Annotated in this window: 16 protein-coding genes and 1 riboswitch; of the genes, 10 read left to right on the forward strand and 6 right to left on the reverse strand. The window is 41.3% G+C overall.

Annotation, left to right across the window (positions count from 1 at the left end; all coding sequences use genetic code 11):
- Positions 1 to 113: 113 nt before the first annotated feature.
- The gene (gene uvrB, locus PSF28_RS00200) at positions 114 to 2132 is read left to right on the forward strand and encodes an excinuclease ABC subunit UvrB (protein ID WP_115167709.1); all 2019 of its coding nucleotides are present in this window, start codon (positions 114 to 116) and stop codon (positions 2130 to 2132) included.
- Between the two features lie 212 nt (positions 2133 to 2344).
- Here uvrB and PSF28_RS00205 read toward each other — a convergent pair whose 3' ends face one another.
- Positions 2345 to 3253 (reverse strand): gluconeogenesis factor YvcK family protein, encoded by a 909-nt coding sequence (locus tag PSF28_RS00205; RefSeq protein ID WP_004909155.1) that lies wholly within the window; start codon positions 3251 to 3253, stop codon positions 2345 to 2347.
- A 292-nt stretch (positions 3254 to 3545) separates the two neighbouring features.
- Between PSF28_RS00205 and PSF28_RS00210 the strand changes: the two genes are divergently transcribed.
- The 8 genes from PSF28_RS00210 to PSF28_RS00245 all read left to right on the forward strand — a co-directional run bounded on the left by PSF28_RS00210 (position 3546) and on the right by PSF28_RS00245 (position 11369).
- Positions 3546 to 4043 carry an RNA polymerase sigma factor gene (locus PSF28_RS00210; protein ID WP_210836057.1) on the forward strand — a complete coding sequence of 166 codons (498 nt, stop codon included), beginning with the start codon at positions 3546 to 3548 and terminating at the stop codon, positions 4041 to 4043.
- Positions 4044 to 4045: 2 nt separating this feature from the next.
- Complete coding sequence (locus PSF28_RS00215; protein ID WP_210836058.1) at positions 4046 to 4987, forward strand: FecR family protein; 942 nt, start codon at positions 4046 to 4048, stop codon at positions 4985 to 4987.
- 134 nt (positions 4988 to 5121) lie between these two features.
- Complete coding sequence (locus PSF28_RS00220) at positions 5122 to 7788, forward strand: TonB-dependent receptor (protein WP_272684434.1); 2667 nt, start codon at positions 5122 to 5124, stop codon at positions 7786 to 7788.
- Between the two features lie 430 nt (positions 7789 to 8218).
- Positions 8219 to 8358, forward strand: a riboswitch (molybdenum cofactor riboswitch).
- Positions 8348 to 9328, forward strand: a complete 981-nt coding sequence (gene moaA / locus PSF28_RS00225; RefSeq protein WP_109910973.1) for a GTP 3',8-cyclase MoaA — start codon at positions 8348 to 8350, stop codon at positions 9326 to 9328. Its footprint overlaps the riboswitch before it by 11 nt.
- Positions 9329 to 9352: 24 nt before the next feature.
- Positions 9353 to 9829, forward strand: a complete 477-nt coding sequence (gene moaC, locus PSF28_RS00230; RefSeq protein ID WP_109910974.1) for a cyclic pyranopterin monophosphate synthase MoaC — start codon at positions 9353 to 9355, stop codon at positions 9827 to 9829.
- Positions 9829 to 10074: a molybdopterin synthase sulfur carrier subunit gene (gene moaD, locus PSF28_RS00235; RefSeq protein ID WP_210836060.1), complete on the forward strand. Its 246-nt coding sequence runs from the start codon at positions 9829 to 9831 to the stop codon at positions 10072 to 10074. The genes moaC and moaD overlap by 1 nt, the downstream gene beginning before the upstream one ends.
- Position 10075: 1 nt before the next feature.
- Positions 10076 to 10528 carry a molybdopterin synthase catalytic subunit MoaE gene (moaE, locus tag PSF28_RS00240; RefSeq protein ID WP_210836061.1) on the forward strand — a complete coding sequence of 151 codons (453 nt, stop codon included), beginning with the start codon at positions 10076 to 10078 and terminating at the stop codon, positions 10526 to 10528.
- A 133-nt stretch (positions 10529 to 10661) separates the two neighbouring features.
- Positions 10662 to 11369: a Bax inhibitor-1/YccA family protein gene (locus PSF28_RS00245; protein ID WP_210836063.1), complete on the forward strand. Its 708-nt coding sequence runs from the start codon at positions 10662 to 10664 to the stop codon at positions 11367 to 11369.
- 212 nt (positions 11370 to 11581) lie between these two features.
- On the opposite strand, the gene PSF28_RS00250 is transcribed toward PSF28_RS00245, so the two are convergent.
- The 5 genes from PSF28_RS00250 to cecR form a co-directional block, all read right to left on the reverse strand.
- Positions 11582 to 12688, reverse strand: coding sequence for an ABC transporter permease (locus tag PSF28_RS00250; RefSeq protein ID WP_004909173.1), 1107 nt, complete (start codon positions 12686 to 12688; stop codon positions 11582 to 11584).
- 9 nt (positions 12689 to 12697) lie between these two features.
- Positions 12698 to 13837 carry an ABC transporter permease gene (locus PSF28_RS00255; RefSeq protein WP_272684435.1) on the reverse strand — a complete coding sequence of 380 codons (1140 nt, stop codon included), beginning with the start codon at positions 13835 to 13837 and terminating at the stop codon, positions 12698 to 12700.
- Complete coding sequence (locus PSF28_RS00260) at positions 13834 to 15573, reverse strand: ATP-binding cassette domain-containing protein (RefSeq protein WP_210836067.1); 1740 nt, start codon at positions 15571 to 15573, stop codon at positions 13834 to 13836. Before PSF28_RS00260 ends, PSF28_RS00255 begins: the two co-directional genes overlap by 4 nt.
- A 9-nt stretch (positions 15574 to 15582) precedes the next feature.
- Positions 15583 to 16578 (reverse strand): secretion protein HlyD, encoded by a 996-nt coding sequence (hlyD, locus tag PSF28_RS00265; protein WP_272684436.1) that lies wholly within the window; start codon positions 16576 to 16578, stop codon positions 15583 to 15585.
- Positions 16579 to 16731: 153 nt separating this feature from the next.
- A complete protein-coding gene (cecR, locus tag PSF28_RS00270; RefSeq protein ID WP_109910978.1) occupies positions 16732 to 17430 on the reverse strand; it encodes a transcriptional regulator CecR in 699 nt (232 codons plus the stop codon).
- 285 nt (positions 17431 to 17715) lie between these two features.
- On the opposite strand from cecR, the gene rhlE reads away from it, so the two are divergent.
- Positions 17716 to 19053, forward strand: coding sequence for an ATP-dependent RNA helicase RhlE (gene rhlE, locus PSF28_RS00275; RefSeq protein ID WP_272684437.1), 1338 nt, complete (start codon positions 17716 to 17718; stop codon positions 19051 to 19053).
- Positions 19054 to 19066 lie beyond the last annotated feature (13 nt).

Below are 19066 nucleotides of genomic sequence, written 5' to 3' on the forward strand. Positions count from 1 at the left end.
AACATTTCTATAAACATATTAGAACGGAGAATAACAGAAAATTTAGCTTCAATACTTGAAGCTGGTTTTTTATCCAGTATCATAATGGGAGAAACTAGTTAAGGGGCGTTAATATGAGTAAGGATTTTAAGCTGTATTCTGATTTTCAGCCGGGAGGGGACCAACCCGAAGCCATCCATAAGTTAAGGGAAGGGCTACAAGATGGACTTGCTCATCAAACCCTATTAGGGGTAACGGGGTCCGGTAAGACGTTCACTATTGCCAACGTTATTGCGCAAGAGAACCGGCCGACCATGTTAATGGCGCATAATAAAACCTTAGCGGCACAGCTTTATAGCGAAATGAAAGCCTTCTTCCCAGACAACGCTGTGGAATATTTCGTTTCTTACTATGACTATTATCAACCTGAAGCTTACGTCCCAAGCTCAGATACTTTCATTGAAAAAGATGCGTCTGTAAACGAACACATTGAGCAAATGCGATTATCTGCGACCAAGGCCTTACTCGAACGCCGTGATGTGATTGTGGTGGCTTCTGTGTCGGCTATTTACGGTTTGGGTGACCCTGACAGCTACTTAAAAATGATGCTGCACCTAACAGATGGCATGATCATCGACCAACGCTCAATTTTAAGGCGTTTAGCAGACTTACAATATACGCGGAATGACCAAGCTTTTACGCGAGGGACTTTCCGAGTTCGTGGTGAGGTTATCGATATTTTTCCTGCGGAATCAGACGAGTATGCCTTACGTGTTGAGTTGTTTGATGACGAAGTTGAACGGTTGTCATTATTTGACCCATTGACAGGGCAAATACAACATCGTGTCCCTCGTTTCACCGTTTATCCAAAAACGCACTATGTCACACCGAGGGAGCGTATTCTCGAAGCAATGGAACAAATTAAGGTTGAATTAGCGGATAGACGAAAAGTATTACTAGAAAACAATAAATTACTTGAAGAGCAACGTATTACTCAACGAACGCAATTCGACTTAGAAATGATGAATGAGCTCGGTTATTGTTCAGGTATTGAAAACTATTCACGCTACTTATCGGGTCGTGCTCCTGGCGAGCCGCCGCCGACACTATTCGATTACTTACCCGCAGATGGCTTGCTGGTGGTGGATGAATCTCACGTTACCATCCCGCAAATCGGTGCGATGTACAAAGGGGATCGCTCAAGAAAAGAAACCTTAGTTGAATATGGGTTTCGTCTCCCTTCTGCTTTAGATAACCGCCCAATGCGCTTTGAAGAATTTGAAGCCTTAGCCCCTCAAACTATTTATGTGTCGGCTACTCCGGGTAACTACGAGCTCGATAAATCAGGCAATGAAGTGATTGAGCAAGTTGTTAGGCCTACTGGCCTACTTGACCCGATTATTGAAGTCCGCCCAGTTACTACCCAAGTGGATGATTTATTGTCTGAAATCCGTATCCGTGTGCAGAAAAATGAACGTGTATTAGTCACCACTTTAACAAAACGCATGGCAGAAGATTTAACGGAATATCTCGAAGAGCACGGTGAGCGAGTGCGTTATCTTCACTCAGATATCGATACAGTCGAGCGTGTGGAAATTATTCGTGACCTGCGACTTGGTGAGTTTGATGTACTGGTTGGGATCAACTTATTAAGAGAAGGCTTGGACATGCCAGAGGTCTCTCTGGTGGCTATTTTGGACGCGGACAAAGAAGGTTTCTTGCGTTCAGAACGTTCGCTTATTCAAACCATAGGGCGTGCGGCTCGTAACTTAAATGGTAAGGCAATCCTGTATGGAGACAGGATAACCAACTCCATGCAAAAAGCGATTGCAGAAACAGAGCGTCGCCGTGCTAAACAAATGGCGTTCAACGAAGAGCATGGCATCGTTCCACAAGGTTTGAATAAGAAAATCGGTGATATCCTGCAAATTGGTCACAAAGTGGGTGGTAAAGGAAAAAACCGCACGAAAGACAATGGTAAAAATAATAATTCGGTTGATATCCAATCGATGTCGACAAAAGAGCTGGAGCAACGGATTTCGCAACTTGAAGCGCAAATGTATAAGCATGCTCAAGATCTTGAATTTGAAGCGGCTGCGCGAGTCCGAGACGAATTGCAGGAGATTCGCTCCCAGTTTATCGCTAATTCGTAATTTTCTTCATACTTCACGCTGTGGGGGTGTTGGCTGCGTTTAGTCACTCGGGTCACATATTTATGTATGCTCCCCGAGCTGCCAACACTTGCCGCCTACCCACAACGCAAAGTATTTTGAAAATAGATTTTGTGGAAATACGGGAAACAAAGGGCTAATTTTAGGGAAGGTTTTCCGCTGCGGGTATTTAGCAGCGGAATGGCGGTTGGGGATTATAACAAGTTGATGGTTTCTTCGATGGCTTGCAGTAACAGCTTTCTATCATGGCGATAGGGAATATCGTCAGCTTCGAGTACTCGTTGAATTATTTTGCGTTCAGGGCTGATATTGCTTGTTTGTGTGCGAGGACCAAGGATTAACGCATCAATTTTTTGGCAACCAATATAATGTTCCATCATTTTTAGTTTGTCAGGCAAAGACAGGTTTGCTGCTGGGGAGCTAATTTCTTTCGCTAAATTACCAATATAAATCATCGGGGCTTTACATTCGCGCAGTGCAGCTGCAATTTCATCCAAAAGCAATAATGGCATTAAACTGGTAAAAAAGCTGCCGGGGCCGATAATAATTAAGTCTGCTTGGTGGATAGCCTGTAAGGCTTCTTTCGTTGCCTTTACTGTCGGGTATAAGCGTAATTCTTGCGGGATTTCATGCAGGGCATCAACATTCACCTCACCGTATACTTCATTGCCCATTTCATCGATAGCCATTAAATCAACAGGGGATTCTGACATCGGGATCAACTGCGCATCAACTTTTAGCATATTACGGATAAGATTTATGGCTTCTAGCGGGCGTACACTTAGGTGGTCTAATGATTTTAACATTAAATTACCTAAATTATGCCCTGAAAGCTCACCATTACCGCTGAAACGGTATTCAAACATCGCAGAAGCAATGGACGGCTCAGTAATTAGCTGATTTAAACAATTACGCATGTCCCCCCAAGCGATCCCTCCTTCAGAGCGACGAATACGACCTGTTGAGCCCCCATTATCGGTTGTGGTGACAATACCCGTTAAACGAGAACCTAAAGAAGAAAGTGAAGACATCACGCGACCAAGTCCATGCCCGCCACCTAGAGCGACAACATGCCTGAGATCCGCCAGACTGCAATTCGGCATAGTGTTCCTATATCAGTTAATTTTCAGTACTTATAAAAGCAAGTAAACCAGCGAGTTACGAAATGCGTTTTTTTACGCTAAGCCCGTTTTATGGCGACTAAAATAAATTGGGCGTTAATCTACCATAAAACATCATTCTTAGCTTAAGTACTGTGACAAAAAGCAATAAAAGAGACGATTCTGTATTGATGTGAGTCTTAGAAGGAAAAATGCGCTAGGGAGTTTTCATTTTAAATTATTATCTATATCATGTAAATAATTCTCATTTTCATTATTTATTTTATGGATCAATATGTCTGATTCAGAATTACAGCGCCTGTTTGCTCGCCATTCATCGTCGTTATGCCGTTATCTGAATATGTATCTTAAAGACCATAATTTAAGTATGGATATCACGCAGGAAAGCTTTGCTCGAATGGCAGAGTTAATGAAAACATCAACTATTCAAGATTTTGACGCGTATTTGTATCGAATTGCGAAAAACCTGATGATTGACCATTTCCGGCTACAGAAAAAACAACAATTAATGGCGATCAGTGACCAACAATGGCAAGAGATCCCATCACGGGTAAAAGGCCTTGAAGCCACTGTTATTCATGATCAACAACTCGCACAAATTCAGAATATTATTCAATCTTTGCCGCCCAGGACTCAGGAGATATTTCGCTTGCATCGAGAAGAAGGATTAGCTCAAACGGAAGTGGCGCAGCGCTTAAATATTTCATTAAGCACAGTCGAAAAACATTTAGCCAATGCATTGGCAATGCTAATTCATAAATGGAGAGACTAGTCATGAAGCCATCTGATAGTCCATCTGAAATTGAAAACAAAGCCGCAATGTGGGTTGTTAAAACCACGCAACGAGAGCTGACGTCGCAAGAAAGTGAAGATTTTCAGTGTTGGCTGAATGCGTCAGAGTTACATAAGTCTACATACTATCGTGCACAGCAATTATGGGCATTAACGGCCAATAAACCGCGACAACAAACAGCAGATAATCAACAGGGAATGAATAAGAAGAGGCAGCCTCGCTATATTGGTTTATCAATAGCGGCGGTTGTACTAGTGAGTGTGTTATCCATGTCAATTTGGTACTTTCAATATACACAGCCAGCGGATTACTATGCGAAAACCGGTGAAATACAGCATATTACCTTACCTGATGGTAGCCGTGTTGACCTCGACAGTGGTGCGCAATTGCAATTAGCATTTAGCCCGCAGTATCGGCAAGTCAATTTATTACGAGGGCGTGCTTATTTTACTGTTGCACCAAAAACGGATACGGAACCAAGGCCTTTTCAGGTTATGGCGAAAAATGGCATAACTCAGGCACTTGGCACTGAGTTTTCAGTTGATAATGAAAATAGCAAAGTGGCGGTCAGCGTTTATCAACACAGTGTAAAGGTGTCACTATTATCAGGGCAGGAAATGGTCATTCCAGCAGGCAATTTTACTCAATATCAATCAGATATAACGCCTATGACTTCCATGGTCAACTCACATTCTGCGGTATGGCGAGAAGGACAAATTATTTTTCAGCAGCAAACCTTTCCGGAGGTTATCGCTGAAATAAATCGATACCGTGACAAGCAAATTATTTTATTGACTGAGGAAAGAGTAGGGCACATTAGTGGTGTACTGCAAATTAATACACTTGATAGTGGGCTAACGCATTTGGTGTCATCGTATGGCTTATCCGTTTATGAAATTCCATTTTTCACTTTAATATATTGATTATTAATAATTAATATAGATATCGAATAATAATAAATTATTTTATAAATATTTATTTACGGGTTTTCCTAATTTCCGCGTCTTAATCTAAGTGATTATGATTTTTATTACCATTATCATTTTAGGGATGGGAAATGACTCAAAAAAAGCACCACTATAAAAAAGCAACACTCTGTGTTCACCTTGCATTATTTACGTTACCTGCATTTTCATTTTTCAATCTAGCACAGGCTAACTCAGCGGTAGCATCCGCACAGCAGGAAATAACATTTTCTGTTGCTGCAGGCTCACTTGAAAATGCTTTGCTGCAATTCGCCCGGCAAGCAAAGGTAGAAATTATCATTCAGAGCCGAGAAATTAATGACTTACAAAGTCAAGGCTTGAAAGGAAGCGTTACGCTACAGGAGGGATTACGTCGATTAATTGGTTCAAACCCTGTGCAATATCAATTACAAAATAACCGAATAACCATTGAGCGTATCGCGCCTACTACTGGTGATTCGGTGATTAAGCTAGATAACATTACTGTCACAGCAAGCCAGATCCAACAAGGGGATTGGGTATATAACAGTCCATCATCCGTCAGTGTTATTAGTAAAAAACAAATTGATGACCGCCCACCAAAGCACATAGCTGATGTGTTAGAGCTAACGACAGGTGTCTATTCGAGTGTTAGCCAACAAGACCCTTCTTTATCTGTGAATATCCGTGGAATACAGGATTATGGCCGCGTGAATATGAATATTGATGGGATGCGGCAAAATTTTCAAAAAAGTGGTCATGGCCAGCGCAATGGTTCGATGTATATCGACTCAGAACTGCTTTCTGGGGTGGAAATACAAAAGGGCAATACAAGTGGAATGGGAAGCGGTGGAACCTTAGGTGGTGTGGCAACCTTCAATACTGTCAACGCGTCTGATTTTTTATCAAAAGATAAAACCTTTGGTGGAAAACTACATGCGAGTACGGGGTCAAATAATACTCACTTTATTGGTAGTAGTGTACTGGCATTGGGGAATGAAAACGCGGATTTCTTGTTTGCGGCAAGCGAACGACGTCTTGGGGATTATAAACCAGGAACTCACGGTGATATTGGTAATATTCGAGTCAATAATGGAGCAGGGCATTATGATGAACTTGCGCACCAATTAAAACACACTCGTATTAATGACAGTAATTACCGAATGACCTCTTATTTGGCAAAGGCTGGCTGGAATATCAGTAACGAGCAGCGTTTGCAATTTAATTACTTAGAAACCAAAGTGGCAACACCAAATGCAGGAACGCTAACGAATTTAGGTAGCTCGTGGCCTTATAAGCTAGGCTGGAAAAGTAGCGGTTTCAGTGATGTAACAGCCAAGAATTATTCCCTTGATTACACTCAATTTAGCGATAACCAATGGAGCACCGAGCTAAAAGGAAAAGTGTATTTTGTTGATACCAAAGACAATACGGACACCTATTCCACTAGCCAAATTTATAATAATGGCTACCAGATGGACACTCGAGTCAAAACGGTCGGGATACAGCTTGAAAATCATTCAGAAATTGAATTTAACCATAACAATGTAATAAAAGCGCATTATGGTTTGGAAACTTTCCAAGACAAAGCGAGTAGTAGTTCGACACGTGAAGCGGCGAGTGGAGTGACACCGGACGGAAAACGTTCATTGAGCTCACTTTTCACTAATTTAACTTATGAATACGATGATTGGTTAACATTAGAAGGGGGAATGCGTTATGACTATTATTCTCTCAAAGGCCAAACTAGCATGAGTTATGCAGTGCTTCCTTATACCAAAGACAATCCATGTACAGGAAGAAGATTACGTGATTGCAAGGTTGTCATGACGACGGAAAATTGGGATGTTGATAACTCAGAAGGGGCATTTTCACCCCATATTCGCTTAGCGGTACGTCCTAATCTGGAATGGATGGAATTGTTTACAAGTTATGGGCGGTCATGGCGCCCGCCAGCGATTACAGAAACGTTAACCACAGGAAGTGCTCACAGTAGTTCGACTCAATTCCCCAATCCGTATTTAAAACCTGAGCGTTCAAATGCTTGGGAAGTGGGTATGAACATCAATTATCCGCAATTGTTTATCGAAGAAGACCGATTTGTGGCGAAAATTGCCTATTTTGATACACGTGTAGATAACTACATTAACTTAGCGATTGACCGTAAAAAGCCAGGGATGGTTAGCCCTAATATTGGAAATGCGGCTTATAGCAACAACTTGGTTGCGACCCGTTTTAGAGGGGTTGAATATCAACTAAATTACGACGCAGGCTTTGTGTATGCAGACCTGACCTTTACCCATATGATGGGCAAAAATAAATTCTGTTCACATCCTGCATGGTTAGGTGGTGTATTGAAGTATGGTGAGGACGTTGGTCCCGGTAACTGGTATGTTGAGCCAAATGAGGCATCAAACAATCATGTGGATTGTGACAGCAGTGCTATTTTCAGTAGTGCAGCGAACCTACCCGGTGACCGCGGTTCCTTTACATTAGGTGGGCGAGCGTTTGATAGAAAACTCGATGGTGGTGTAGTTGTTCGCTTCACACCCGGTTTCCAAGACTACTCAGTACAATCAAACTCCCCTTACTTAGCTGACTGGCCTAAATATACATTGATTGATTTATATGCAAGTTATGCATTAACCGATAATTTAACTATTCGAGGAAATGTCGAAAACTTGACCAATCGGGCGTACGTGGTTAGTTATGGGGAAAGCTTGGCCAATACGTTAGGTAGAGGGCGAACGGTGTCGGGCGGGATAGAGTACCGTTTCTAAATACACGTCATACATTACGCTGTGGCGTTTTGGTTAATAAATTTTGTGCCTTACTATTTATTTTTAATTGATATGCCAATTATTCAGTTTGAAATATCGGTTTGATAAGCGTTGAGTGCTGATATTTATAACGTTAACAATTAGATGGGGAGCTTGCTCCCCATTTTAGATCTATATCAATAAATGTTTAATTAAATAGTTAGAGATGTTAATCAATTAGCATGAAATTATGCTTTTTAAAGCCATCTAAAATGGAAAATTATCAGTGATAATAATAGCTTCGGTGATTCTATAATATCTTTTGTAAGTCGTTGTATATAATGGTATATATTGAATTGCAATTCGCTTTTTCAATTTCTATCGGCTAGAATCCTTACATAAATTAAGTGAACAGAGTGACGCATTTTACAGTTTAAAATCAGTGACTCGGTTCCAAATAAAACTCCTAGCCTTTGCGTCTAAGTTTGAATGACTGAATATGATGCACTGGCCGTGGCCTAGAGCCACCAGGGTGCAAGATAGAAATGTCTGCATCTCCCGTACTTGGAAAGGTGTGATTATGCAGCAACTTGTCGATCAATTTGACCGGAAATTTTACTATCTCCGGCTTTCTATAACAGATGTTTGCAACTTTCGTTGCACATACTGCCTACCCGATGGCTACAAGCCAAGCGGTCGTCATGAATTCTTAACATTAGATGAAATTCGTCGTATCAGTACGGCATTCGCAGAATTAGGCACAGAAAAAGTGCGTATTACGGGCGGTGAACCGACCATGCGCAAAGATTTCAGTGATATTATTGCTGCCATCAATGAAAATGAATCGATCAAAAAAATCGCCGTGACCACCAATGGCTATCGTATGGCCAGAGACGTGAAAGAGTGGAAAGATGCTGGACTGAACGCGATCAACGTGAGTGTTGATAGCCTCGATCCACGTCAATTTGCGGCGATCACGGGACAAGACAAATTCTTTCAGGTGATGAAAGGTATTGATGCTGCTTTTGAAGCTGGCTTTGAAAAAGTCAAAGTGAACGCGGTATTAATGAAAAATGTCAACGATATCGCTTTGAAATCATTCCTAAACTGGATCAAACATCGTCCTATTCAATTACGCTTTATTGAGTTAATGGAAACCGGCGACGGCAGCGATATTTTCCAACGTTTTCATATTTCGGGTGAAACTATTCGCGAGCGTTTAATTGAAGAAGGCTGGTATATGCTTCCACGTTCCCGAAGCGACGGCCCTGCTCAAGTCTTTAGTCACCCAGATTACCAAGGCGAAATCGGGCTTATCATGCCGTACGAAAAAGATTTTTGCCAAAGCTGTAACCGCTTACGTGTTTCCTCACTAGGAAACCTACATTTATGTTTATTTGGTGAAAATGGCATTCCGCTGCGTGATTTATTGGGTGCAGATGACCAAAACGAAGCGTTAAAAGCCCGCATTCAGCGAGGCTTACACCATAAACGAGAAACCCATTTTCTGCATATGGGTGATAGCGGAATTACACCTAATTTATCTGTAATCGGCGGTTAACTCTTTTTTATTTCAGGAGAAGATATGTCCCAACTGACTCACCTCAATGCGTCGGGCGAGGCGCATATGGTTGATGTTTCAGCCAAAGCTGAAACTGTTCGTGAAGCTCGCGCAGAAGCTTATGTCACTATGAATCCAGCAACTCTAACGATGATTGTCGACGGTAGCCATCATAAAGGCGATGTGTTTGCCACGGCACGTATTGCGGGTATTCAAGCGGCAAAAAATACCTGGCAGCTTATCCCATTATGCCATCCACTTCTGTTAACCAAAGTTGAAGTGATACTCAAAGCGGAACCTGAGCATAATCGAGTTCGTATTGAAACTTGTTGCCGATTAACAGGGAAAACAGGGGTGGAAATGGAAGCATTAACTGCTGCATCCGTTGCTGCTTTGACGATTTATGACATGTGTAAAGCAGTGCAAAAAGATATGGTGATTGGCCCTGTTCGTTTATTAGAAAAAACAGGCGGTAAGTCTGGACATTTTAAGGTGGAATAATGATCACAGTATTATTTTTTGCTCAAGTACGTGAGCTAGTCGGAACAGAACGCTTAGAACTCACCGGCACTTACCAAAAAGTTGAAGACTTACGTCAAGCGCTTTCACAGAAAGGCGATCGCTGGGCGTTGGCACTTGAAGATGGCAAATTACTTGCCGCTGTTAATCAATCATTTGTTTCACTAGACCATCCACTCTCAGAAGGGGATGAAGTGGCCTTTTTCCCACCGGTCACTGGGGGGTGATATGGAAAACACCCATATTGCAGTACAAACAGAAAATTTTAGTGTTGGCGAGCAATACCAATGGCTTGCTCAATGCGATAGTGATGGTGCAGTTGTGACTTTTACGGGGAAAGTACGTAACCATAATTTAGGTGACAGTGTTGCGGCATTAACACTCGAACACTACCCGGGAATGACAGAAAAAGCGTTAACAAATATAGTGATAGAAGCAAAAGAGCGTTGGCCATTGCAGCGAGTCAGTGTGATCCACCGTATTGGTACCTTACAACCTGGCGAAGAAATTGTTTTTGTTGGGGTGACGAGTGCCCATCGAAATGCAGCATTTCAGGCCGCTGAATTTATTATGGATTACTTAAAAACCAAAGCACCATTTTGGAAAAAAGAAACACTACCTGAGAATGAGCGATGGGTGGAAGCGAAAGAAACCGACGAGGCGTCTGCAAACCGCTGGTAATCGCACTTTTTCCTCTGAAAAATACGAATTTGCTGAATGGTATTGTCAAAAGAATGTGTTAGACTTTGGTTAATTTCTCCGATTGCAGTATTTTTACTGGGTCGATTTTTCTTTTAGCGAAAGGGTAACCATCATGGGTCAGTTTGATCAACGTAATGATTCTCTTGTCCAGGGTGCCAATACTGGCGTTCAGGCATTTATGTCGCAAGTATACGGCTGGATGACAGTCGGTCTACTGCTGACAGCTTTTGTTGCATGGTATTCAGTTAGCAGCGGTTTGTACTACACCATTGCAACCAATAAAATTCTCTTTTTTGGAATGATCATTGCTGAGCTCGGTTTAGTGATGGGGATTTCATTCCTACTGCAAAGAATTAGTGGCATGGCAGCAACGGGCATGTTTATGCTCTATTCATTGCTCACCGGCTTAACGATTTCAGTTATTCTTGCGGCGTATACCGGTGAGTCCGTTGCGGGCACATTTGTCATTACAGCAGTAATGTTTGGTGCATTAAGCTTCTACGGCTATACCACTAAACGTAGCTTAACAGGTATGGGTAACTTCCTGTTTATGGCGCTGATTGGTATTGTTGTCGCTTCTTTGGTTAACATCTGGCTGCAAAGCACCATGATGTATTGGGTGATCACATACGGTGGTGTTTTACTGTTTGCTGCTTTAACCGCGTATGACACACAAAAACTGAAAGAAATGGGTTCACAAATTGATGAAAACGACAGAGAAACAATGCGTAAATACTCTATCATGGGTGCATTATCTCTGTATTTAGACTTCATTAACCTGTTCTTAATGTTACTGCGTATCTTTGGCGACCGCCGCTAATTTGGTTGGCATTCCTCATTACTCCGTGAAATGAGGGGATAGCAGTCGTTAAAATTGAAAACCCTTGTTACTTCGGTAACAAGGGTTTTTTGATCTAAATACTATCGTAAAATATGATTTGAATATTATTAGTTTGTTTGTAATTCAAGATGTTAATGGTAGTTCCTGCACTTTTAGTTGCACTTCCAAAGCGTAATGTTATTTCTTTATGATCACGCTATTTTCTTCCTAAATAAATAATAAGCCACTGAACTGGTGATTATCGCAATGATAAATAATGGCCATAAACTATGGAAGATAACTGAAAAATCAGCATTTTTTAGGTATATCTGCTTAGTGATTTCAGTAAAGTGGCGAATTGGGTTAATCCAAGTAATTTGTTGCAGCCAAACTGGCATGTTCTCGACTGGGGAAATATAACCTGATAACAACACCGCTGGCATCATAAATACAAATACCCCAATGAACGCTTGTTGCTGAGTTGAACACAGTGCTGAAATAAGCAAACCAAATCCCACCAATGACAATCCGTAAAATAACATGGTGGCATAAAACAGGAGCAGGGAGCCAGCAAAAGGAATTTGATAGCAAAAGATCCCAATAACTAGGACTAAGCTCGCCTGTGCAGTCGCAACGATCAATGCAGGCACCGCCTTACCAATAAATATTTGCCAAGTGGTCAGGGGAGAAACGAGTAATTGGTCAAGGGTGCCTTGTTCTCTTTCCCTCGCGATAGAAAGAGATGTCACAATCAATACCCCAATCGTCGTTATTAAAGCTACCAATGAAGGCACAATAAACCATTTATAATCTAAATTTGGGTTGTACCAATTACGAACGATTAATTCACTGTTGTTTGGTACAGGTTGTGATTGAGTTAGCTCATGTTGGTATTGAGTGACAATTTGTGCAACATAGTTTGCTGCAATTTGCGCACTATTTGAATTACGTCCATCAAGGAGTAACAGCATATTAGCATTATGGTGACTTGCAATATCAGCACTAAAATTTTGCCCAAAACGGACAACCAGCAGCGCCTTGCGGTTATCAAGCGTTTCACGAATATCGTGTTCATTCTTCAATAATAAAACTTGAGAAAACGCACTGGCTTTAGCGAGACGTTGCGTCAGCTCGATAGAATGCTCACCATTGTCTTGGTCAAAGATAGCAATAGTTGTGTTAGTCACCTCAAGTGTGGCGGCCAGAGGAAATAAAATCATCTGAAATATTACGGGTAAAATGAGGATAACCCGTGTTTGCGGTTCTTGAAGTAATGATTGAAGTTCTTTCATAATTAAGGTGTATAGACGATAAAACATAACTTCACCTCAATCCAAACGACGGCGAGTTTTTAGCGCCGTTAGTCCAATAAATAGTATTGCAGATGCGATTAATAGCAGAAAATCTATCAATAAAACGATATAGATATCACCGGCAAGAAAGAGTGTTTGTAAGCTACTGACAAAATACCGAGCAGGGATAAAATAAGTCACAGCCTGAATAATGGCTGGCATGCTATCAATTTCAAAAATAAACCCAGATAACATAATGGCAGGTAAGAAGGCGGCATTCAGAGCGACCATCGCTGCATTAAATTGGTTACGAGTAATTGTTGAAATCAATAACCCCATTCCCAGTGCGGTTGCCAAATAAAGACTGGTAATGACAAATAAGACCAATAGAGAACCGCGATAGGGTACCCCTAAGATAAATGTGGTGACAAACATGCATAACACAATCACAAAAGTACCGAGAACTTGGTAAGGCAATAATTTTGAAAGCAATAATTCAGTTTTAGTAATCTGAGTTGAAAGTAATGCTTCCATCGTGCCACGTTCCCATTCTCTTGCGATAACTAAAGAGGTCAAAATGGCACCAACTACGGTAATAATGATACTAATTGCCCCTGGAATAATAAAATGCTGACTAATTGCAGCTTCATTAAACCAATAGCGCATATTGAGCTCAATTAAGGGTTCTGTTGGGTAGCCTTTATTTTCCCCTTGTTGAATTAGCCACGTTTGCCACACGCCTTGAGTATAAGCTTGTACAAAGTTAGCGGTATTCGGTTCGCTACCATCAGTAATGACTTGAATTGCAGCATTGCCTTGTTTTTTCAACAATTCGGCTGCGAAATTCACTGGGATGACGATAATGCCGCGAATTTCTCCTGCTTGCATTTTATCGATTAATAAATGGCGGTTATTACTAATGGTGGCATCAATAAATGGTGAGCCTGTGAAGGTATCAACCAATTCACGTGCTTGCGAACTTTGTTGCTCAAGTAAAATACCGACACGTAATTTACTTGAGTCTAAATTGATACCGTAACCAAAAATAAATAATAACATCAATGGGATAAGTACAGCTATAAGGGCGCTGCTAGGATCCCGCACAATTTGTTTACTTTCTTTCCAGCATAGCGCTTTAAGCCTACGCCATGAAAAATGGGAAGCGGAGTGAGTCATTGAGCCTCCTGTTGCTTATCATAATTCATGATAAGCTCAATAAATGCATCTTCCATGGAAGGATCAGGGTTTTCAGTACTGGCGATTTGCTGTTTCAGCTCATCAGGGGTTCCTGCTGCAATAATTTTTCCATGGTAAACCAACCCGATACGGTCACAATACTCTGCCTCATCCATAAAGTGGGTCGTAACCATAACGGTAACGCCTTTATCAACCATCCCATTGATATGTAACCAAAATTCCCTACGAGTTAGTGGGTCAACTCCTGAGGTTGGCTCATCCAAAAATAAGATATCAGGCTCATGCATCAATGAGCAGGCGAGGGCTAAACGTTGTTTATAACCCAAAGGGAGGGATTCAGTAACCTGATTGATAATCGGTTTGAAATTAAAAGCCTCAACCATTTCTTGGATTTTTTTGGCTTGTTGTTGATGATGCAAACCATAAACACCTGAAAAAAATTTCAGGTTTTGCCCTACTTTTAGGTTGCCATACAGCGAGAACTTTTGTGCCATATAACCAAGGTGCTGTCTGACTTTGTTTGAACTTGTTTTTAAATCCATTCCAAGAACGAGTGCTTGCCCATCTGTTGGCTTCATTAACGCACACATCATTTTAAAAGTCGTCGATTTCCCTGCGCCATTTGGCCCCAATAAACCAAAAATTTCTCCACGTTTAACTTGGAAATTTACGGTATCAGTTGCCGCAAATTGGCCAAATTTTTTGGTTAAGTTATGCGCTTCTATGACGGTTTCTTCAGGATTAGGCGGAATTTGCGGTACGATAGCGGCTAATTCCGAACGATGAGATGGCCCCCCACCTAATAAGTCAATAAACGCATCTTCAAAACGCGGCTGCGCCTCAATGAGTTTTCCATCTACCATATTTAATGCAGTTAATAAATTCGCTTGTGACGCATTAGGTTTCAAAATTAAGCGAATATAGCGGCCTTGGATCACACCATCGGTGGTTTCAGGTAATACGAGTGCATTTTGCAATACCGTGCGTTTTTGTGAGGCAGGTACATCAAGTAAAAACGAACGTCCCGCCATTTTTTGAGTCAATAATTCGGGTTTTCCTGCATAAAGCTGTTTGCCTTTATTTAATAGCAGTACATTTTTACATTGCTGAGCTTCATCTAAATAGGAGGTACTCCAAAGAATTAGCATTCCATCATCGGCAAGAGTATGAACCATTTGCCATAATTCGCGTCGAGCAATGGGGTCAACACCAACACCGGGTTCGTCGAGTAAAAGAACTTTGGGTTTTCCTAATAATGTACAGGCCAATCCGAGTTTTTGCTTCATTCCTCCCGATAACTTACCGGCTAGCCTATCGGTAAAAGGAGCTAGGCTGGTGAAAGAAAGCAGTTGTTGGTAGGTTTTTTGCCGCTCTTCGCCGAGTACCCCACGCAAATCTGCATACAAATTTAAATTTTCTTGTACGGTCAGGTCTTCATATAAACCAAATTTTTGGGGCATATAGCCTAGGCTGGCTCGCATAGCAATGCTGTCGTCGATAGGGTCGAGCCCCATCACGCTAATTTTCCCTGCATCTGGTTTTAATAGTCCTGCAATCATACGCATTAAGGTTGTCTTTCCTGCACCATCAGGGCCGACAAGACCTGTTACAGAACCCCCATGAATTTCGATTGTTAAACTTTCAACGGCTGGAGTATCCAAGCCAACAAATGTTTTCTCGACTTTGGATAGGCGGATACTGTAATCATCACTCATAGCAAACTCTTACTGTTTATTATCAGCAAATTGAATAGTCACTGGCATTCCTTGACGTAAAGCATCATCAGCATCATTGACGACGATACGTAGTCGATAGACTAAGTCGGTTCTTAAATCCGGTGTTTGTACGCTTTTAGGGGTAAATTCGGCAGTAGGGGAAACAAAACCGATGGTGCCATGGTAGGGCTGGTTTGGGCGGCTATCCGTATACAGTAAGACTTCTTTACCGGGGATGGCATCACCGAGGTGCGGTTCACTCACATAGGCTCGAACCCAAACTGGATTTGTTAAAGTGACGCTAAAAACGGTATTACCTGCACCGATGATCGTGCCTGGCTCTATTGCTCGGGTTAAAACAGTTCCAGGGGAAGGCGCAGTTAAAACGGTATCTTGTAAGTCAAGTTCAGCTTGAGCGACAGCTGCCTCGGCTTGTAGCCATTCGCCTCGCGCAGCCGCTATCTCCTCTTGGCGAAAGCCACTTTGGTATTGGTTCAGCTTATCTTGTGCTGCTTGAAGGGCGGCAAATGCTTGGTTTCGATTGTTCTTCGCGTTGTCTAAGTCATTAGCTGAAATAACGCGAGACGCAGCAAGCCCTTGCTGACGTTTATAAAAGTTATCGGCATACTGCCAAGCTGCTTGTTTTTGCGCTACTTCAGCTTCAACCTGTGCAATCTCTTGAGTTCGGTAACCACTTTCTTTCAAAGCAAGTTGAGCTTTGGCGCTATCACGTACCCCTTTGGCTTTATTTAAGGTGTTAATGTAGGGGCGATCATCCAGTTGACCAAGTTGCTCACCTGCAATAATTTTTTCGCCTTCATCAACGTTTAGGGATTTGAGCTTACCTGACACTCGAAAACCAAGATTTACTGTCCGGACATCTACATTGCCGTAGAGAGTTAATATTTTGTCTTGCTGTGATTGATAGTAGTAATAACCGCCAATTGCAGCACCGATTAATATGAGAATAATGAAAACAACAACAGAACGGTTTTTATTGCTCATAGCTAACCTTACTTAAAGAATCTACGATATGAAAACAAATTATGTTGTTAGAGGCCGCTGTTTTTAATGGAGAAATGTGGCTCAAGTTGCAATAAAATCATCAGCCTCTAGTTATTATCAATGTGAATGAATCACTTTAATATTTTTATCATATCACTTTTCATATTGTTTGCGATGGCGTAAGCCCGCTAATAATATATTTGTATGTTCAATAAGAACTTGATTAATAATTTTAAATTCATTTTCATTAATATGTTTCCAACCAGTTTGGCGTAATAACGTTTCTCGAGCAATACGAAATGAAAGCGTTTCGCCAAGGATTGCGTGTGTATGAATTAACGTTGTTAAATGATTGGGGTCAGCGCCAATATAAATCGCAATCAAGCGGTTTAGGCGCGAATGTATTGGGCCTAAAGCTTGTTCATGGATTATCGTATAGGCTTCGGTGGGGTTGAGTTGTTCACGTGCTAATATGCGAGAAAAGCTTAAATTTTTCTTTTCCAACTGAAAATGATTATAAGCAATGACTGTTTTTTGTAGTAAATCAAGTGCATCATCAGTTACCTGTACTGACAAAGGTTGATTTAGAAAATTGTCAATTGCTTGAAAAACATCATGGAAATCGTCCCTGATTGTTTTTGCGATAAGCTGAGCAACAGCTAAGTAAAGCCCTTCTTTTGATCCAAAATAATAAGAAATTGCGGCAATATTTTGCCCTGATGCCTGTGCGATTTTGCGTGTAGTAGCGCCATCAAGCCCTTGTTCTCCATATACATCAGCAGCAGTAAGAAGCAATTGCATTTTTGCATTTTCTCCTCGCAATGTTGACGATGAACTTGTATTCATAACCATTCCTTTAAAAATTCAGAATTAAATAACACCTAATTAGCTCTTAATGGCTTTTCATGTTAATAAAAAGTAAAAAACGACATCTCATAGTACCATGTAAGTATATATACTATACGAATGAGATTTTATATTAATTTATTAAGCAAACTAAATTAATATATTTATCATCTGCAAATAATGTTAGAATTTTACACAGTGTCGCACGGCAGTTTGCGCTTTTTCTTCTGACTCACTTCCCCCATAACTGCCACATTCAATTTGAAGCGGTGAAGCCCGGAGTAATTTAATTTGACTACTTTTTCAGACCTCGCGTTAAACGAGGAAATTTTGCTTGCCATTAATGAATTAGGTTATGAAAGCCCTACTCCTATTCAACAACAAGCTATCCCAGCCGTGCTTGCAGGAAACGACCTTTTAGCTAGCGCTCAAACAGGTACAGGTAAAACAGCAGGTTTTACATTACCAATTTTACAAAAGCTTATTACAACTCCTCGAGTAGGAAAGGATCGCAAGCCTATTCGCGCGTTAATTCTGACGCCAACAAGGGAGCTTGCAGCGCAAGTTGCTGAAAATGTAAAAGAATATAGCCGTCATTTACGTATTCGTTCTTTTGTGGTTTTTGGTGGGGTGAGTATTAACCCGCAAATGATGAAGTTACGTGGCGGGGTTGATGTCCTAATTGCAACTCCGGGGCGTTTATTAGATTTAGCGCATCAAAATGCAGTAGACCTTTCTCAGGTCGAAGTTTTTGTACTGGATGAAGCTGACCGTATGTTAGACATGGGGTTCATTCATGATATTCGTAGGGTGATTAATAAGTTACCTAAAAAACGCCAAAACTTATTGTTCTCAGCAACGTTTTCTGACGAAATCAAACAACTGGCGAATAAATTACTCAATAACCCTGTAACTATTGAAGTTGCTCCGCGAAACTCAGCTTCTGAGCAAGTAACTCAATATGTACATTTGGTTGATAAAAAACGAAAAGCGGAATTGCTTTCGTTTATGATTGGCCGTGAAAATTGGCAACAAGTCCTTGTTTTTACTCGTACAAAACATGGTGCAAATCGTCTTGCTGAGCATTTAAATAAAGATGGTGTTAAAGCTGCGGCTATTCATGGCAACAAGAGCCAAGGGGCGCGTACTCGTGCATTAGCTGACTTTAAATCTGGGGATATTCGTGTTTTAGTAGCAACGGATATCGCCGCTCGTGGTCTCGATATTGAACAGCTTCCTTATGTAGTGAATTTTGAGCTACCTAATGTTGCAGAAGATTATGTTCACCGTATTGGTCGTACAGGCCGTGCAGAAGCAACTGGAATGGCCGTTTCCTTAGTGTGTATCGATGAGGCTAAATTACTCAAGGATATCGAAAAATTATTGAAAAAATCGATTCCTTTGATGGCGATTGAAGGCTATGAGCCCGACCCTTCCATAAAGGCTGAGCCAATTCAAAAAACACCACAACGCAATGAACGTCGTTCAGGCGGTTCAGGTGATAGGAATCAAAGTAAAGCACCACGTCGTAGCAATGCACCATCATCAAAGCCAAGTTCAGGGAAGGGGGCGGGTTCCCCATGGAAAAACGCACAGAAAAAAGTTAAACAAGGGCGAAGTGACAGCTAACCTTCCATAAGCT

The organism is Providencia sp. PROV130 (assembly GCF_028482225.1).
In the GTDB taxonomy this organism is placed as follows: domain Bacteria; phylum Pseudomonadota; class Gammaproteobacteria; order Enterobacterales; family Enterobacteriaceae; genus Providencia; species Providencia rettgeri.

Excerpts from the sequence above, each read along its gene's own strand:
- uvrB (WP_115167709.1), top strand. The coding sequence starts at position 114 with ATGAGTAAGGATTTTAAGCTGTATTCTGATTTTCAGCCGGGAGGGGAC.
- PSF28_RS00205 (WP_004909155.1), bottom strand. The coding sequence starts at position 3,253 with ATGCCGAATTGCAGTCTGGCGGATCTCAGGCATGTTGTCGCTCTAGGT.
- PSF28_RS00210 (WP_210836057.1), top strand. The coding sequence starts at position 3,546 with ATGTCTGATTCAGAATTACAGCGCCTGTTTGCTCGCCATTCATCGTCG.
- PSF28_RS00215 (WP_210836058.1), top strand. The coding sequence starts at position 4,046 with ATGAAGCCATCTGATAGTCCATCTGAAATTGAAAACAAAGCCGCAATG.
- PSF28_RS00220 (WP_272684434.1), top strand. The coding sequence starts at position 5,122 with ATGACTCAAAAAAAGCACCACTATAAAAAAGCAACACTCTGTGTTCAC.
- moaA (WP_109910973.1), top strand. The coding sequence starts at position 8,348 with ATGCAGCAACTTGTCGATCAATTTGACCGGAAATTTTACTATCTCCGG.
- moaC (WP_109910974.1), top strand. The coding sequence starts at position 9,353 with ATGTCCCAACTGACTCACCTCAATGCGTCGGGCGAGGCGCATATGGTT.
- moaD (WP_210836060.1), top strand. The coding sequence starts at position 9,829 with ATGATCACAGTATTATTTTTTGCTCAAGTACGTGAGCTAGTCGGAACA.
- moaE (WP_210836061.1), top strand. The coding sequence starts at position 10,076 with ATGGAAAACACCCATATTGCAGTACAAACAGAAAATTTTAGTGTTGGC.
- PSF28_RS00245 (WP_210836063.1), top strand. The coding sequence starts at position 10,662 with ATGGGTCAGTTTGATCAACGTAATGATTCTCTTGTCCAGGGTGCCAAT.
- PSF28_RS00250 (WP_004909173.1), bottom strand. The coding sequence starts at position 12,688 with ATGTTTTATCGTCTATACACCTTAATTATGAAAGAACTTCAATCATTA.
- PSF28_RS00255 (WP_272684435.1), bottom strand. The coding sequence starts at position 13,837 with ATGACTCACTCCGCTTCCCATTTTTCATGGCGTAGGCTTAAAGCGCTA.
- PSF28_RS00260 (WP_210836067.1), bottom strand. The coding sequence starts at position 15,573 with ATGAGTGATGATTACAGTATCCGCCTATCCAAAGTCGAGAAAACATTT.
- hlyD (WP_272684436.1), bottom strand. The coding sequence starts at position 16,578 with ATGAGCAATAAAAACCGTTCTGTTGTTGTTTTCATTATTCTCATATTA.
- cecR (WP_109910978.1), bottom strand. The coding sequence starts at position 17,430 with ATGGTTATGAATACAAGTTCATCGTCAACATTGCGAGGAGAAAATGCA.